Annotated in this window: 14 protein-coding genes; 1 reads left to right on the forward strand and 13 read right to left on the reverse strand. The window is 45.1% G+C overall.

Features of this window, described 5'->3' with window-relative positions:
* Positions 1 to 109: 109 nt before the first annotated feature.
* On the reverse strand, positions 110 to 541 hold the full coding sequence (locus AB4482_RS11835; RefSeq protein WP_017065189.1) for a GNAT family N-acetyltransferase: 432 nt from the start codon (positions 539 to 541) through the stop codon (positions 110 to 112).
* Positions 542 to 660: 119 nt separating this feature from the next.
* Positions 661 to 1317, reverse strand: coding sequence for a QnrS family quinolone resistance pentapeptide repeat protein (locus AB4482_RS11840; RefSeq protein WP_102491301.1), 657 nt, complete (start codon positions 1315 to 1317; stop codon positions 661 to 663).
* A 319-nt stretch (positions 1318 to 1636) separates the two neighbouring features.
* Between AB4482_RS11840 and AB4482_RS11845 the strand changes: the two genes are divergently transcribed.
* Positions 1637 to 2227 carry a TetR/AcrR family transcriptional regulator gene (locus tag AB4482_RS11845; protein ID WP_372180984.1) on the forward strand — a complete coding sequence of 197 codons (591 nt, stop codon included), beginning with the start codon at positions 1637 to 1639 and terminating at the stop codon, positions 2225 to 2227.
* Between the two features lie 115 nt (positions 2228 to 2342).
* Here the strand turns inward: AB4482_RS11845 and AB4482_RS11850 are convergent, their stop codons facing one another.
* The 11 genes from AB4482_RS11850 to betA all read right to left on the reverse strand — a co-directional run bounded on the left by AB4482_RS11850 (position 2343) and on the right by betA (position 15638).
* Positions 2343 to 3590 (reverse strand): anaerobic sulfatase maturase, encoded by a 1248-nt coding sequence (locus AB4482_RS11850; protein ID WP_372180986.1) that lies wholly within the window; start codon positions 3588 to 3590, stop codon positions 2343 to 2345.
* A gap of 117 nt (positions 3591 to 3707) precedes the next feature.
* Positions 3708 to 5453, reverse strand: a complete 1746-nt coding sequence (locus tag AB4482_RS11855) for an arylsulfatase (RefSeq protein ID WP_372180987.1) — start codon at positions 5451 to 5453, stop codon at positions 3708 to 3710.
* A 123-nt stretch (positions 5454 to 5576) separates the two neighbouring features.
* Positions 5577 to 6008 (reverse strand): tetratricopeptide repeat protein, encoded by a 432-nt coding sequence (locus AB4482_RS11860; RefSeq protein WP_372051352.1) that lies wholly within the window; start codon positions 6006 to 6008, stop codon positions 5577 to 5579.
* Between the two features lie 194 nt (positions 6009 to 6202).
* Positions 6203 to 7408 carry an iron-containing alcohol dehydrogenase gene (locus AB4482_RS11865; RefSeq protein WP_372180989.1) on the reverse strand — a complete coding sequence of 402 codons (1206 nt, stop codon included), beginning with the start codon at positions 7406 to 7408 and terminating at the stop codon, positions 6203 to 6205.
* A 216-nt stretch (positions 7409 to 7624) separates the two neighbouring features.
* Positions 7625 to 8068 carry a hypothetical protein gene (locus tag AB4482_RS11870; RefSeq protein ID WP_017070129.1) on the reverse strand — a complete coding sequence of 148 codons (444 nt, stop codon included), beginning with the start codon at positions 8066 to 8068 and terminating at the stop codon, positions 7625 to 7627.
* A 72-nt stretch (positions 8069 to 8140) separates the two neighbouring features.
* Positions 8141 to 9556, reverse strand: a complete 1416-nt coding sequence (locus tag AB4482_RS11875; RefSeq protein WP_372180990.1) for a coniferyl aldehyde dehydrogenase — start codon at positions 9554 to 9556, stop codon at positions 8141 to 8143.
* Positions 9557 to 9831: 275 nt separating this feature from the next.
* On the reverse strand, positions 9832 to 10314 hold the full coding sequence (locus tag AB4482_RS11880) for a MarR family winged helix-turn-helix transcriptional regulator (protein ID WP_017061075.1): 483 nt from the start codon (positions 10312 to 10314) through the stop codon (positions 9832 to 9834).
* A gap of 362 nt (positions 10315 to 10676) precedes the next feature.
* Positions 10677 to 11888 (reverse strand): choline ABC transporter ATP-binding protein, encoded by a 1212-nt coding sequence (gene choV / locus AB4482_RS11885; protein ID WP_372180992.1) that lies wholly within the window; start codon positions 11886 to 11888, stop codon positions 10677 to 10679.
* 2 nt (positions 11889 to 11890) lie between these two features.
* A complete protein-coding gene (gene choW / locus AB4482_RS11890) occupies positions 11891 to 12733 on the reverse strand; it encodes a choline ABC transporter permease subunit (protein ID WP_102398299.1) in 843 nt (280 codons plus the stop codon).
* A 95-nt stretch (positions 12734 to 12828) separates the two neighbouring features.
* Complete coding sequence (locus AB4482_RS11895) at positions 12829 to 13806, reverse strand: choline ABC transporter substrate-binding protein (RefSeq protein WP_050643493.1); 978 nt, start codon at positions 13804 to 13806, stop codon at positions 12829 to 12831.
* A 119-nt stretch (positions 13807 to 13925) separates the two neighbouring features.
* Positions 13926 to 15638 (reverse strand): choline dehydrogenase, encoded by a 1713-nt coding sequence (gene betA / locus AB4482_RS11900; RefSeq protein WP_372180994.1) that lies wholly within the window; start codon positions 15636 to 15638, stop codon positions 13926 to 13928.
* Positions 15639 to 15686 lie beyond the last annotated feature (48 nt).

Genomic DNA, 15686 nt, shown 5'->3' on the forward strand with positions numbered 1-15686 from the left:
ACATTTCAGGACGGGACATTCAGATACGGAAAAGCCCAAAGTTATTAGCTTTGGGCTTTTCTTCTAGCGACTGTGGTTGATTACAACCGAGTGATACGACAACCGAGTCTTACAGCGTCATATGCAGAATTGGAAATGGTTTTCCCATATCATCAAGTGGTGAGCGTGATTCTACTTTAAACCCCATGTGCTGATAGAAACCTACCGCTTGTGGGTTTTGCTCATTAACGTCAACTTTGGTGGCTGCTAACTGCTCAATCGCATGTTGCAACAGCACCGTACCTACGCCTTGCCCTCGAACTTCATTCAAAACGAAAAGCATCTCGACTTTTGCATCATGGACACCCACGAAGCCAACTATCGAACCACTTTCATTTTTAACGCATTTCAAAGAAACCGCAGGGAACGCATGTTCCATGATGATAGGTTTAAAAAACTCAATATCTTCTTCTGTAATAAAGTCATGAGTTGCTCGGACCGAATTCTCCCAAACCTTAAGCATTTCTGCATAATCTTCAGGAAGCACATTTTCTATAGTCATAATTTTCTCTAGATTAAATTGAATATAAACATGTGCAGCCGCGAGCCTGTAGTCTATCAATGGTTAGGAAAACAAAACAACCGCCTTCTCTATACCATTTACTCGCTTCGCTAGCCCTATTAATCGGGCATTACCACAATACCCATGGTTTCAAGCAGTTGCTCTTGCTGCCAAGCAACGATTTTAATCCCCGATGTGTCTACCTTGCGAGGGTCTAACCCTTCTAATTCAGCATGACATAAATTGGCACCTTGCATACTGAATTGCCCCCATACGTCTTCCGAGAACACACCTCGGCTTAGATCAGACTCTTTCAGAGACGCGCCGCCAAGGTAAGTGCCTATCCAACGGTTCTCAAACAGCTCGCACTTCTCTAAACAAGCTTGTTCAAAATTGGCATATGACAGGTTACAGCCCGTAATATACGCTGAGCAAAAATACATTCTATTGCTTACCTGATTGGCAAAATTCGCACGAGTAAAGTTCGCCCCTTTCAAGTCGCAATCACGTAGCTCAATACCATAGCAATTCGCGTTACTAAAGTTCGCCATCGCCAACTGACAATTCTGGAAGCTTGCGTCTCGTAAGTCGGCAATATCAAAGTGGCATCCCTCAATATCGCCTTGTTCAATAAACTTACAGTTAATAAACGTTGCGTCACGTAAGTTCGAACGTCTGAAATCACAACGGATAAACGTACAGGCTGTAAATGTAAGCTCTGATAAGTCTTGCTGAGCAAAATTGTGGTGATGATAAGTGCTGTTATTGGTGTCCATTTAGCCCCCTAAAGAAATTAAGCTAAGACTACCATTGCGATCTTAAGAAAACATCAAATTAAAAACCAACAAAAACAGCAACTTAAAACACCCTAATTTAGCCATTTTAAGACACCAAACAAGCCCTTTAAGGTTGTTATTTTCGATTTATAGGATTTGCTTATCTTGAAAAAAGTTTTGTCGCTTAGAAGTGCCAATAAGAGAAAAATCACTTTGACGAAACGAGTCAATTATTGACCGTGCCCTAACGCGCTAGACTGGACGGTTGGTATGTTGCTGGTTACACTATTCCTCATTCTCAGCATAAAGAGTAAGAACAATGAAAGACATGCGACAAGCTATGCTCGATGCAGGGTTTAGCCTTATTAATGAACACGGTTTTGCTGGTGTTGGCCTGATGAAGATCATCAACCAAGCGGAAGGCACGAAGGGTTCTTTTTACCACTACTTTAAATCCAAAGAGCACTTTGGTGAGATCCTTCTTACTAACTACTTTGATGAGCATCTCGCTAAGCTGGATGACTTTTTAAGTGATGAGTCGCTTTCTCGTCGTGACCGCGTTAAAGCCTATTTCGAGTTTTGGTGTGCGTCGAAACTGACTGAAGACTTCAATATCCAATGTCTTGTCGTAAAACTGGCGGGAGAAGTAGCTGGTTCTGAAAACCCGTTGCAATCGACCATGGCAGAAGGTGCAGAAAAGATCATCCTGCGTATGGCAAAGCTGTTTAAAGAAGGTAATGCCGATGGTGATTTCACTATCGCAGAGCCAGAATCGCTATCTCGAACGCTTTATGGCTTATGGCTAGGCTCAACGCTTATGGCCGCTATGCAGCGCAACCGTTCGATTCTAAACAATGCCATGGATGAGACCATTCTTGCCATGATCTCGGCACAAGAATCGGCTGACTAAATACCCCCGTAACCAGAAGCCAAATACCAAATACCAAATACCAAAAGGCTCGCACAATTTAGTGAGCCTTTTATCTAACTTTAAATCTTGATTGAATCCATTCACGCCTACTCCATTACCCCAGACGAGACGCAATATTATTGGCTTTGAGTAAACCCTTAATAACCGGGTCGACATGCTTGAAGAAGCTCAGCCAACCTTCACAGAGATAATTTAACCCCGCTTCACCATCTCGGCTTGTGATGATACGGTTTTTGGGGCATTCGCCATGACATGCAAATTTAAACTCACAGGCTTGGCATTGTTTCGGCAGAGACTTTTGTTTGGCGAACCCAAAACGCTGCTGCTTTGGCGAAAAGGCTAAAGTTGAAAGTGCTTGTTCCTGAATATTACCCAGCTGAAATTCGGGAAAGACATAATGGTCACATGAATAAACATCGCCATTGGGCTCAACCGCTAACCCTTTTCCGCAGATCTCACTCAAGATACACATGGTGCTTTCTCTGCCCATCCATACTCCGACAAAATTTTCAAAGTACGGCACTAATACCCGACCAAAATCGTGCTCAAACCACTCGTCAAAAATGGTAGTGAGGAATTGTCCCCATTGCGCAGAATCGACACTCCAAGCTTCAACCTCGCCTGATACGGGAATGATCGCTTGTTGGTTGCTCAACCATTTATTGTTGGTGTGAGCTTCGCGCTTATCGACCACAGGAATAAACTGCAATTGCTTCGAACCCACTTCATCACGCAGAAAGCGATAGACCTCTAATGGATACTTTCCTGTCACATCATTCACGCAGCTTAAAGTCGCGAACTCGACGTTATGTTGCTTCAAGTAGCGAATGCCACGCATTGTTTGAGAAAAAGTGCCTTTGCCTGCACGGTTGGTTCGGTAGTGATTATGTAAGTGCTCTGGTCCATCAATACTCACACCAATGATAAAGTCATTCTTCTTGAAGAACTCACACCACGCATCATTCAGTAAGGTGCCGTTGGTTTGAAGGTCATTGCTGATCTTGCTGTGACTAGGGCAATATTTTTTCTGCAGTGCGACCACCTTTTGAAAATATTCAATCCCCAACAAAGTAGGTTCTCCACCATGCCAAGAAAAGATGATTTCAGGCGTGTTCTGCCCTTCTATATATTGCTTGATATAACGCTCTAACAGAACTTCATCCATCGTATATTGAGAGCCTTTTGGGTAATCAAGCAGCTGTTGTTTTTCTAAATAATAACAGTAGGTGCAACTGATATTACACACCGCCCCAATCGGTTTTGCTAACGCCTGAAGTTTGCTGTGTGCTTTGCCATTGAACTGCGGAACTGAACTCAAATTTGATAGCGATAATGTCGTCATGAAGAGTGCCTCGATGTAAAAGTTATTGTATTAGCTAAAACAATTCGTAATTCCTTTACACGGTGTTCATCGGCCAACCAAGCTTGATGGCATTAGGTTGGCCGAGTGGTTTTTCCTCTATTTCACGTTTTCAAACGGGTTCCACGCTTCGTCAACCGGGACGATATTTTGCGCTTTTTCGTATTCTTGATATTCAGCGACCATTTCAAGGAACAGATCTGGCATTTGGTTTCTCAAGTCATGTTGCTCAGCTGGATCTTTCTTGATGTTGTATAAGTGCCACTCACTGTCACCGCCCATTCCCGTAGAAATTCGGATGATCTTATGATCACCTTTAAGCAGAATTCCGCTACCAAACAATTCAAATGGAATCACATTGTTGGCACTGTGCACGTCTGCCGTTTCGCCTTTGAAGTAAGGCAACAAACTCACACCACTCATCGGCGCCACTTCTCGACCTTGATATTCGGTTCCTGGATGATCGACCTCTGCAATCTCAAGAATCGTGGCTGCAATGTCCTTCACTTGGGATAAGTCGTCTGTCTGAGTTCCCGGTTGCAACGCATCTTCACCGTCTAAAAGCGCTTTGGCTGGCTTAACGATAAATGGCACACGGATACCGCCCTCTGCTGTGTAAGCTTTGTACCAAGATAGGCCACCGGTTGAAGCGCTTGCCCACTCAGGACCAAGTGACACACTGGAGTTCGCCTTACCCAAGTTTTCAGTCGAATTATCGAAATGATGAGCAGTCCATGTTCGGATCAAATCACTGATATTTTCACCGGTAATATCCGCCGCTTCTGGGCCGTTATCCGCTAGGTACATGATGTAAGTATTATCGTATTCCCCGATTTCTTTCAGGTAATCGACTATCTGACCGACTTGTTGGTCCTGCATTTCCATCATGCCCATCGCGACAGCCATTTTCTTGCCGTGCCACTTTTGTTCTTTTTCAGAGAGCGAGTCCCAAGGGCGGCTTAATGCGTTACGACCTGAAATATCGGCGTCTTTTGGAATCACGCCCATCTCTTTCATGCGTTGGAAACGATCTTCTCGAACCGAGTCCCAACCATGTTCAACGTAGTAATCGACTTTATCTTGATAAGCAGACTCAGGCGCTTGCAGTGGTAGATGAATACCGGTGAATGGGACGTAGGCAAAGAAAGGCTTGCCGTCGTCTTTCTTGCTGTCGATCATCTTGATGATCTCGTTGGTGTAAACTTGGTCTGAGTACTCGCCTTTGTAATTATCCTCAACCACTTCACCGTTGCGGTAAGTTGGCTCAACTTCAACACCGGGAATATCGCCTTTTTGCAACGCATCCGCTGTCGCAGCGTTTTTGGCCGGGAACATCATATCTCGGTTAAAGTGATTCGAGCCGCCCGCTAAGATACCGTAACTCTCACCAAAACCTCGATCGTCAGGTAAGAAGCCATCGTCGTGCCCCAAGTGCCATTTACCAGAGAGGTAAGTGTTATAGCCACTCTCTTCAAGCAGCGTGGCGACCGTAACACCTTTCTTGGTGAGGTAACCTTCATAACCCGGCTTACCAATCGCGCCCGGATACACGGCATAGTCGAAGGTGCCTAACCCAACCTCGTGGCTGTTTGCTCCGGTTAACATCATAGAGCGCGTTACCGATGAAGTTGGTGACGCGTGAAAATTAGTAAACTTAACCCCCTCTTCAGCCAGCGCCATTAGGTTTGGTGTATTGGCTTCTGAGCCATAAGGCTGAGTATCGGCAAAGCCCACATCATCGCCAACAATGACAACAATATTCGGTTTTTCTGATTCAGCCGCAAGAGCAGCACTGCTTGCCGCGGCCATTGCAGTGAAGACTAAAGATTTCTTGAATGTCTGCATAAGACGTTCTCCAATTTCTGTGATTAACTTGTTTCAGTAATTAACTTTTCTGCGAGTAACTTTTCTGCGAATAACTTTTTCTGAGGTTAACCTTTCTGTGATTAACCTGAGTTAGGATTTGAATTAGTGCGCGGCTTGCGACATCCAATGTAATAAGTCGAGCGCAGGGTCATACTCTTGAGCTGCTGCCATGCCGATCCAGGTGACAGCTTCCGCTTGGCTGGCTTGAACGCCACTTCCAGAGATATACATCAACCCAAGCTGCGTTTGAGCTTCAGGGCTACCGTTGTTGGCTGCGGTGACGAACCACTCCGCGGCTTTTTCATCATTCTGTTCTACGCCCTCTCCGCTCAGATATAAGTAAGCGACAGAGAGCTGGGCATCCAATTGCCCTTGGTAAGCCTCATCCAACAATTGCACGACATCTTGATACTGCTGCGATTGATCCATGGTGGCTGCGTTCTTAGAGCTTTCGCTTCCAACGCTTGCTTTGGCAAAAAACAGAGCAGCCAAAACACCAGTCAGAATCACGGTAGTTAAACGTTTATTGATCATTTATTTCCTCCTCGGGAATAAAGGTCACAACGTCCCTGTCGAATGAATTAGGTGAAAAGTAGGAATGGCGCGATGATGCACAAGCTTGATAGCAATACGTTTTCAATTTTCATAATTGGCTCTCGAGTAATAGTTGTAAGTGAATCAGGGACTGAACTAAATGGTCATAAGATTCAGTCGATTAAGACAGAGACTTAAATCGCTTTCTCAATGATGGTTTCAATCGTCTGTTTCGAGATAGGGTAGAACTGAAAGCAGATGTCTTTTTCAATCGCTTCTGCAATGTTGCTCTTCTCTTGCTCATCAAACTCCCAGCTGCTGAAACGCTTCATCGCACCAACACTCGTTTGGAAGTTGTTTAAAAAATCCAAAACTCGTTGGTAAATCATCTCATCGGTTCCCGTCGTGTCGACAGAGAAAGCTTGAGCTAACTTCGCCGCATTCGGCATATAAAATTCCGGCAGCGCTTCAATCACAACCGGCATCAGCACCGTGTTGGCATCGCCATGTGGAATGTGGCTAATCGCACCAAAGGCGTGAGCACAGTTATGAATCGGAATGCCGCCCAAAGACGAATAGAAAGCAGAGATCGCCATGGTACTTGCTTGAAGAAGATTGCCGCGCGCTGTTAGGTTCTCTGGCTCTTTAAGTGCCAAGGGTAAGTTTTCAACAATCAGTTTTGCCGCCTGAATCCCGTAAGCGTCGGTGAATGCATTACTCATTGGCGAGACAATTGCTTCAACAGCGTGTGTTAGTGCATCCATGGCGGTAGAACGAGTCAGGTGAGCTGGCAGCTTAGTGGTCACCGTTGGATCAAGAATCGCGATATCAGCTTCCAATCCCGATGCGACTAGGCTTGCCTTAATGTTTTCATGTTCGTTGTAAAAAACAGCAATCGGAGAGGCTTCTGCGCCCGTACCAGCCGTTGTCGGAACAGCAATGTGGGGCACTCGAATATCTTCATTGTTTGGCCACACATCCATATGACCACCACCTGCAATTACGGTGCGAATGTCATCTATCTTCTTATGAAATGCGTATTTCACACCTTTAGAAGCATCAGTCACGCTGCCGCCGCCAACAGACAAGATCGCATCAGCATTGACGCTGTTTGCAAACTCAATGGCTGCGTTGATGTTGTCGCAAGTCGCGTCTGGCGCGATATCGGTGTACACGCCAACAAGCTGAACCGCTTGTTGGTTCGCTTCCTGATTCGCACTCTGGTTTACAAACAACGCCGAGAACTGCTCAACAAAGCCAAGAGACTCCAAACCTTTATCAGAAAAGAGCACGACTCTTTGCGCACCTAAGCGACCAAACAGAGAAGGGATATTTTCAATGCCGTTCTCTTGAGCATGAACAATGGTTTTAAGTTGAAAGTTAAAATTATTGGTTGTCATGGTGTTTACCTCATTTCTAGTTGATGACTAAACAATAACCAAAACAAACCGGTCGGTCTAGAGTGTAAATGTCAAAGATATGTCAATTAAGATCTTTATGGATCATTGCCCCAAAACGAAAAAAGCCCGAAAATGCGGGCTGTAATCATAAGTAAGCTATTGATCATTATAGAAGTGTTATTGACTCACCCTGAGTAAGTCACAAACGGTTAACGATTAACGAAGGTGAGCTGGGACCTTACTCTTATCTCTAGTGAGGTAGTAGTACAGATAAACCAAAGAATAAACGGTCACAAAACCATCGAGCGCAAACACGCCGCTCCAGCCATAGAACCACTCATAATCGTTGATACACACGTTGTATAAGAAGATGCCAACAAACATCGACTTCTCAAATGCGCTGTAAATCATCGTCGAGGTGCGCAGCGATTTGTACTTCGCCGAGAACATCAACAACACACCAATACAGCCAACCATCACACCCCAGTGTTGATAAGTCCCCAGCAAGTACTCTTTGTTTTCCATCATGGTATCGTTGTACGAGAACAGCGTCTGCATACTCCAATCTGGCGCTAGGAAAGTGGAAAAAGCCGTCGCTGTTAAGAAACCGGTAATCATCAAATACGATTTGATCGTACGTTCAAAAAAACGTTCTAACATAAAAGTAACCTCTTAAAATAATTTCGTGAAAATAACTTTTTGAAAAATAAACAGTGTCATACCAACAGTGATTTACTGGCCAAGCATGCCCATCACTGCTGTTTTTAATTCGTTGTCTTCTTTTGAAAACAGATGTTTAACTCGATGATCTAAACCCGTTTCCAAGACTGTTTTGGCGTGGGAGAAAGTCAGGAAACCTTCTTTACCGTGATAGTTGCCCTGACCTGATTCACCAATGCCACCAAACGGCGCATCATCAACCGCTAAATGGAACACACAGTCATTAATACACATGCCACCGGAGTGAACTTGGTGCTTAACCTGAGCCTGTAAACTCAAATCAAAGCTCATCAGGTAGAGTGCTAACGGCCTTGGTTTGCTATTGATGACTTGGAACGCCTCTTCAACATTGCGATACGTAATCAAAGGTAATAATGGGCCGAAAATTTCTTCGTTCATCACTTTGGATGACAGGCTTGGTTCAACGATCAAATGTGTCACCAATCGATGAGTATCTAGGTCCATCGCTTCGTCATGGCAAGCAACGATTCGTGTCCCAGCTTCCTGCTCTTCATTCAATAAACCAACAATACGATCACATTGGCGAGGGTTAATGAGCGAGGTTAAACTCTCAGAGTAGATCCCTTCATCAAACAAGAATTGGTACTGTTTTTTATACTCAAGAATGAAGGCTTCAAGCTTATCTTCAGGGAGTAGCACGTAATCTGGAGCGACACATACTTGGCCGTTGTTTAGGCTCTTGCCATAAATGGTTCGCTCTACCGCAATATCTATCGGCATGTCTTCTGCCACGATAACCGGCGACTTTCCACCCAGCTCTAGCGTGACTGGAGTTAGCGTGTCAGCCGCTGACTTCATCACTTGGCGACCCACTTGGGTTGAACCCGTAAACAAAAGATGATCAAACGGCAACGCCGAAAATGCGGCTGAGATTTCTACCTCACCTTCAACCAAGCACACCTCATCGGCATGGAATACTTCCGCCAATAGCGCTGTTAATACTTGGTTCGTCGCTGGGGTAAATTCGCTCATCTTGATCATGGCGCGATTGCCAGCAGCCAGAGCAGAAATAAGCGGGCCGACGGATAACATGATCGGGAAATTCCACGGAGCAATAATCCCGACAACGCCTTTGGGTTGATAAACCACCTCCACACGAGAGGTTGAAAGTAATGGACCGGAATGACGAATTGAAGATGTCGACCAATGAGGCAAACACTCAATGCTGTGATCAATATTTCCGATACAAGGCAATATGTCAGCCATCAAAGTGTCTTGTCGGCTACGGTGACCATAGTCCTCACTCACGGCTACACACAAACGATCTGTGTAATCGATAAGCGCAGATTTAAGTGCGAGTAGCTGCTCAATTCTCTCCGATATCGCTGGCATCGGTTTCTGTGCAAAAGCTCCCTGCATGCTGTTCAACTTCATAGTCATTTGTGTTGGCGTCAATTCGTGTTTCATACATCACCTCGTGGTTAAGATGAACACACAATAATACACAACAGACCGGTCGGTCTAGAGTTTTATTGTCAGAGAATCGTCAATGGAGTTTTGATGACAATCCAATAAGGCGGCTACAAACGGGGCAAAAAGTCAGGGGAATTTAAAATAAGAAGGCGTAACTAACACGCAAGGCAAATAGAGATTTTAAATGGCAGGATCAAAAATGGCCGCTTAATGCGACCATTTGATAGTTATCTAAGTTGTTGTTCTAAATAAACAATTTAAAACTGACGTTAGCTCTTGGCTACGTTTGCAATGCCTTCAAGTTGAAGTACTGGAGCGGCGTCGATGTCTTCTGCGTTCATCATTGATGATACTCGCTGCATTGAAGAAAGCAGTAAGCTTTGCTCCCACGGCTCTAGGTTTTGGAATTTTTTAACGAAGTTATCTTGCAGCGGTGGTGGCGCATTGTTTAGCAACTCTTGACCTTTTTCAGTCAGATTTGCATGTACTTTGCGGCGATCTGACGAGCTGCGAACACGTTGTACATAGCCGTTCAGTTCCAAGCGATCGATGATCGTGGTTGTGGTGGCTTGGCTTACATTGGTGTGATTAGACAATTCTTTGATCGTCACATTACCCATTTCTTGGATTGCTCTCATTAAGATTAATTGAGGGCCAGTCAAACCATACTCTTTACTCAGCTTTTTCGAGTGTAAATCGATAGCGCGAATAATTTGGCGAATAGCGACCAGGATTTCGTCATGTTTGTCCAAGATGCAGACCTTTGTACTAATATACTGTGAATGGTTTTACAGCGTCGAAGCGATGATATGTCCTGATTATTTACGTCAGGCGAGCTCGAATTACACTGTAAATTGATAAATTACTTCATTGATTTTTCCGCATTGTACTGATGTTCATACTATTCTCAATCTTTTCTATACCACTAAACTTGCGTGGTACGGCACTTTTACTTAATGAAGGGGAAATGAAAGCTTCAATGAAGGCAAAAATAACGAGTCAGAGAATACAAGTTAAAAGAATAATATATTTTAATAATCATAGAGGTAGAGAGACTTAACCCTCTCCACCTAATAAAAAACCAGCCCTAATCGCCAAGCTGGAAAACGAAATTTTACGCGGCTGTATTCATCTGAAAATTACCCGTTAGTGCGTTGTAAAACTCGCTGTTATCCAGAATACCGACCAATTGATTGTCTTCCACCAGCAAAATCGGGTGATTACTTAGCTGTTTCAGTTTAATCGCATCACGCATGCCAATTTCCGGGCTTGCCACAACTACACTCGACTCGTTGATCGCAGTTAAGTCGTCAGATTCACTCCACTCGACAAGCGCCAAAGCAGATTCACCTTTTACTGATAAAGCACCTTCATTCTGTTCAATCCAGAGATCTTTAGAATCGCAGATCTTCCAGCTTTCATTCTCTTGCGTCAGTAAATCAAGAGGCTGCATTAAAGAGCGACCTTTAAGCACATTCAATGGATTGGTGTGAGCAACGAAGTCTTTTACGTATTCTGTTTTTGGCGTCAGTACGATCTCTTCAGGCTTACCGTGTTGAATCAGTTTACCTGACTCCATGATCGCTATGTTGTTACCAATTTTCAGTGCTTCATCTAGGTCGTGACTCACGAACAGAATCGTTTTGTTGAGTTTGTTTTGCAGCGTGATCAGTTCATCTTGCAGTTGAGCACGAATCAATGGGTCAAGCGCCGAGAACGGTTCATCCATCAATAGAATGTCGGTATCCATTGCAAAAGCACGCGCCAAACCAACACGCTGCTGCATGCCGCCAGAAAGCTCATGCGGGAATTTGGTTTCCCATTCGGCTAGGCCGACCATTTCTAGTTGTTCACGCGCTTTTGCACGACGAACATCTTTCGCTACGCCCTGCATCTCAAGACCAAACGCCACGTTGTCTAATACGTTAAGCCATGGCATCAAAGCAAACTTTTGGAAAACCATGGATACACGGTGAGTACGAAGATGACGCAGAGTCGCTTCATCACATTGCGCTAAATCGACTTGTTGATCACCGTCTTTGATTGTTAGTGAACCACGGCTGATCTCATTCAAACCGTTAACTGCGCGAAGCAAAGATGATTTACCAGAACCAGACAAACCCATCAATACACAGATCTCGCCTTCTTCAACGGTCAGCGACACATTGTCTACGCCGACAACTTGACCTGTTTCATCGATGATCTCTTGGCGAGTTTTACCTTGATCGAGTAGTTCCAGCGCTTGATTGGCTTTGTTACCAAACACAACATCAAGGTTTTTAATGGTAATCGCGTCCATTGCCTTTTGTTCCTGAGAGATAGACATGATTAAGCTTCCTTCTGGTTTGGTGTTTTGCACAAGCGGTCAAGGATGATTGCGACTAAAACAATCGCTAATCCGGCTTCAAAACCTTGTGAGATGTTCACTGTGTTCAATGCACGAACAACCGGTTTACCAAGCCCGTCAGCACCAACAAGAGCGGCGATAACCACCATCGAAAGCGACAACATAATACATTGGGTGACACCCGCCATGATGCTTGGCAGAGCGGCAGGTAATTCAACTTTGAGCAGTAACTTCATGCGACTTGCACCAAAGGCTTTACCCGCTTCAATCAGCTCTTCAGGGACTTTCGTTACCCCTAAGTAGGTCAAACGAATCGGTGCAGCTATCGCGAAAATAATGGTCGAGATTAAGCCAGGAACGATGCCCAAGCCGAATAGAACCAGAGTTGGAATCAGATACACAAACGTTGGGACGGTCTGCATTAAATCGAGAATTGGACGCAAAACTGTATAGAGCCAAGGACGGTGAGCAGCCATGATGCCAACCGGTACGCCAATTAATACGGAAATCGTTGTCGCCGCAAAGACGAGAACAAAGGTTTCCAGCATTTCTTGCCAGTAGCCGAGGTTAAGAATAGTCAGCAGTGCCGCGACCACAAAGATCACTAGCGAAGGTTTTCGGTGTAAGTACCATGCAATCGCAGCAGTAATCACGATTGGCAGAGCAGGCGGCATCCACTTAAATACGTCGACTAAAAACATAATGACGGTTTCTAGAAAAATCGAAATAGCGTCAAAGAATCCTGCTGCATTGATTGTTAGCCAATCAACACCCGCTTCCATCCATTGTCCGACAGGGATTTTGTTTTCCGTAATAAAATTCACAATATTGCCTTTTATTATGGGTGGGCTACTTCAAACCAATCGATAAATTGGCAAGCCCACCTTTATTATTTATGTAGCTGTTGAGATAGGTAGAACTAAGCTTTAACTTGCTTTAGGTATTCAGTAACGGCTTGAGTCGCTGATTCACCTTTATGCGTTTTTACGTTGTCTAACCAAGCTTCAACTTGTTGAGGGTTGTTGTTCAACCATTGTTGAGCCGCTTTTTCTGGCTTCACTTTTTGGTTAAGAATCTCTTCCATTAACTGGTTTTCCATCTCAAGAGTGAATTCTAGGTTTTGTAGAAGTTGACCGACGTTTGCACACTCAGACAGGTAGTTTGAACGAACGTTGGTGTAAACATTCGCGCCACCGTAGTTAGGGCCGAAGAAGTCGTCACCGCCTGAAAGGTATTCCATCTCAACATTGCTGTTCATCGGGTGCGGAGCCCAACCAAGGTAAACAATCCATTGGCTACGGCGTGCTGCACGAGATACTTGAGACACCATGCCCGCTTCGCTTGATTCCACTAAGCTGAAATCTTTCAAGCCAAACGCGTCAGAATCAATCATTGATTGGATTAGGCGGTTACCGTCGTTGCCCGGTTCGATGCCGTAGATGCGGTCTTTGAATTTGTCGGCATGTTTTGCTAGGTCTGCGAAGCTTTTTACACCTGAGTCGTACACGTATTTTGGTACGGCTAGTGTGTATTTTGCGCCTTCAAGGTTGGCACGAACGGTTTCAACCGTGCCCTCTTCACGGTACTTAGCAATATCGCCTTCCATGGTTGGCATCCAGTTGCCTAGGAATACGTCAATATCGCCGTTCGCCATTGAAGAGTAAGTCACCGGTACTGAAAGTAGATCGGTTTTGGTTTTGTAACCAAGACCTTTTAATAGTTCAGAAGTAACGGCGGTTGTTGCGGTAATGTCAGTCCAGCCTACATCAGCGAAGCGAACGTTTTCACATTGCTGCGGTTCTACTGCAGCATTGGCATAAGCACTGAACGCGAATGAACTGATTGCTAGCGTTACAAGCGCCTTTTTTGTAGCGGTTTGTTTATGTTGAGTCGTCATAATGATTCCTTTTTATCTTTCCTTTTTCTGCCCTAACTCATACTAATCAGGGCAGTTTTGCTGACTTTTGACTAATTTTGGTTGTTACTTTTTATTATTTTTATCTCAATAACAGCGACTTACACTTCTCTTACTGGTTTATTGATTCTTTGCTTCTCTTGCCATTCAGGTGCAATCCACACTGGAACGTCCTGCGCTTTGAGCATTGGCTTACCCAAAATCAAATCGGAAGCACGCTCAGCCACCATGATGGTCGGGGCGTTCAGGTTGCCGTTTGGAATAACAGGGAAAACAGATGAGTCGACAACACGCAGATTATCAATGCCGCGAACACGACACTCTTCATCAAGCACTGCCATTGGATCATCATCAGCGCCCATTTTGCATCCACATGAAGGGTGATACGCACTTTCCACGTTCTGCTTAACCCATTCGTCGATTGCTTCATCAGAAGTAACACTTAGACCCGGCTGAATCTCTTCGCCTCGATACACATCCATCGCAGGTTGCGACAAAATCTCGCGCGTCAGACGAATACAATCACGCCAATCTTGGCGATCTTGCTCTGTCGAGATGTAGTTGAAAATGATCTCTGGCTTGGCATGCGGATCAGCGGAAGTGATCGCGACCGTACCGCGACTTTCTGGCTTATTAGGCCCAACGTGTACTTGGAAACCGTGACCATCAAAGGCCGCTTGTCCGTCGTAACGCATCGCGGCTGGCAGGAAGTGATATTGAATATTCGGCCACTTCAATCCTTTGCGAGAACGAATGAACGCGCACGATTCAAAGTGGTTAGTGGCACCAAGGCCTTTGCGAGTCAGAATCCATTCCGCGCCAATCATGCCCTTGCTGACCAAGCCAAGCTTGCTGTTGAGCGTGATAGGTTCGTTACAGTGGTATTGGAAGTAGACTTCTAAGTGATCTTGTAGGTTTTCACCGACGCCACTGAGTTCGTGTTTCAGCTCAACGCCGGCCTTTTCAAGCACCGCTTTCGGGCCGATACCAGAAAGCTGCAGCAGTTGAACAGAACCGATAGAACCCGCAGAAGAGATCACTTCTTTGTTCGCCACAGCCACCTGGGTATTGCCTGACTTTTCAAACTCGACACCAACGGCTTTAAGGCCTGATTGGCCTTCTGAGTCTTGTGCTTCAAGTAAGAAACGACGCGCCACGATGCCTTTCTTCAAGGTCAGGTTTGAACGCTTCAATGCACGGCGTAGATAAGCGTTAGAGGTTGAGGCTCTAACACCCTTGTCTACCGTCATATGCATAGTGCCGAAGCCTTCTTGCTGGTAGCCGTTGTAATCGTTGGTTTCTGGGTAACCAGCGTCTTTACCTGCATCGATGAATGCTTGGTAAAGCGGGTTAAGCTCCATATCGTTACCATTACAAGTGCCGACAGGGCCATTGTCACCACGGTATTCATCACCGCCTTTGTTCCATGATTCAGCGCGGCGGAAGTAAGGCAAGCATGCTTGATAGTTCCAACCCGCTGCACCCTCTTCTTCCCATTGGTCAAAATCACACGCGTGGCCACGAACATAAACCATGCCGTTGATCGATGAGCTGCCGCCTAACACTTTGCCACGTGGGCAGTGCAGTTCACGTCCATCAAGGCCCGGTTCTTTCTCTGTTTCAAATTGCCAAGCGTACTTTTCAGTATTCATTGGGTAAGAAAGCGCGGTTGGCATTTGGATAAAAATACTCTTATCCGTGCCACCAGCTTCCAGTAATAAAACGCTATGTTCACCGCTTTCCGTTAGCCTATCCGCTAACACACAGCCGGCCGAACCCGCGCCGACGATAATATAATCGTAGCGTTGTTCCATGTTTTGATTTCCCTGAGATGAGTCAGTAGGGCTAGCTCTGTTAAGCTA

Origin of the sequence: Vibrio sp. 10N.222.55.C7, assembly GCF_041473335.1 — a bacterium.
In the GTDB taxonomy this organism is placed as follows: Bacteria; Pseudomonadota; Gammaproteobacteria; order Enterobacterales; family Vibrionaceae; genus Vibrio; species Vibrio crassostreae_C.

Excerpts from the sequence above, each read along its gene's own strand:
- AB4482_RS11835 (WP_017065189.1), bottom strand. The coding sequence starts at position 541 with ATGACTATAGAAAATGTGCTTCCTGAAGATTATGCAGAAATGCTTAAG.
- AB4482_RS11840 (WP_102491301.1), bottom strand. The coding sequence starts at position 1,317 with ATGGACACCAATAACAGCACTTATCATCACCACAATTTTGCTCAGCAA.
- AB4482_RS11845 (WP_372180984.1), top strand. The coding sequence starts at position 1,637 with ATGAAAGACATGCGACAAGCTATGCTCGATGCAGGGTTTAGCCTTATT.
- AB4482_RS11850 (WP_372180986.1), bottom strand. The coding sequence starts at position 3,590 with ATGACGACATTATCGCTATCAAATTTGAGTTCAGTTCCGCAGTTCAAT.
- AB4482_RS11855 (WP_372180987.1), bottom strand. The coding sequence starts at position 5,453 with ATGCAGACATTCAAGAAATCTTTAGTCTTCACTGCAATGGCCGCGGCA.
- AB4482_RS11860 (WP_372051352.1), bottom strand. The coding sequence starts at position 6,008 with ATGATCAATAAACGTTTAACTACCGTGATTCTGACTGGTGTTTTGGCT.
- AB4482_RS11865 (WP_372180989.1), bottom strand. The coding sequence starts at position 7,408 with ATGACAACCAATAATTTTAACTTTCAACTTAAAACCATTGTTCATGCT.
- AB4482_RS11870 (WP_017070129.1), bottom strand. The coding sequence starts at position 8,068 with ATGTTAGAACGTTTTTTTGAACGTACGATCAAATCGTATTTGATGATT.
- AB4482_RS11875 (WP_372180990.1), bottom strand. The coding sequence starts at position 9,556 with ATGAAACACGAATTGACGCCAACACAAATGACTATGAAGTTGAACAGC.
- choV (WP_372180992.1), bottom strand. The coding sequence starts at position 11,888 with ATGTCTATCTCTCAGGAACAAAAGGCAATGGACGCGATTACCATTAAA.
- AB4482_RS11895 (WP_050643493.1), bottom strand. The coding sequence starts at position 13,806 with ATGACGACTCAACATAAACAAACCGCTACAAAAAAGGCGCTTGTAACG.
- betA (WP_372180994.1), bottom strand. The coding sequence starts at position 15,638 with ATGGAACAACGCTACGATTATATTATCGTCGGCGCGGGTTCGGCCGGC.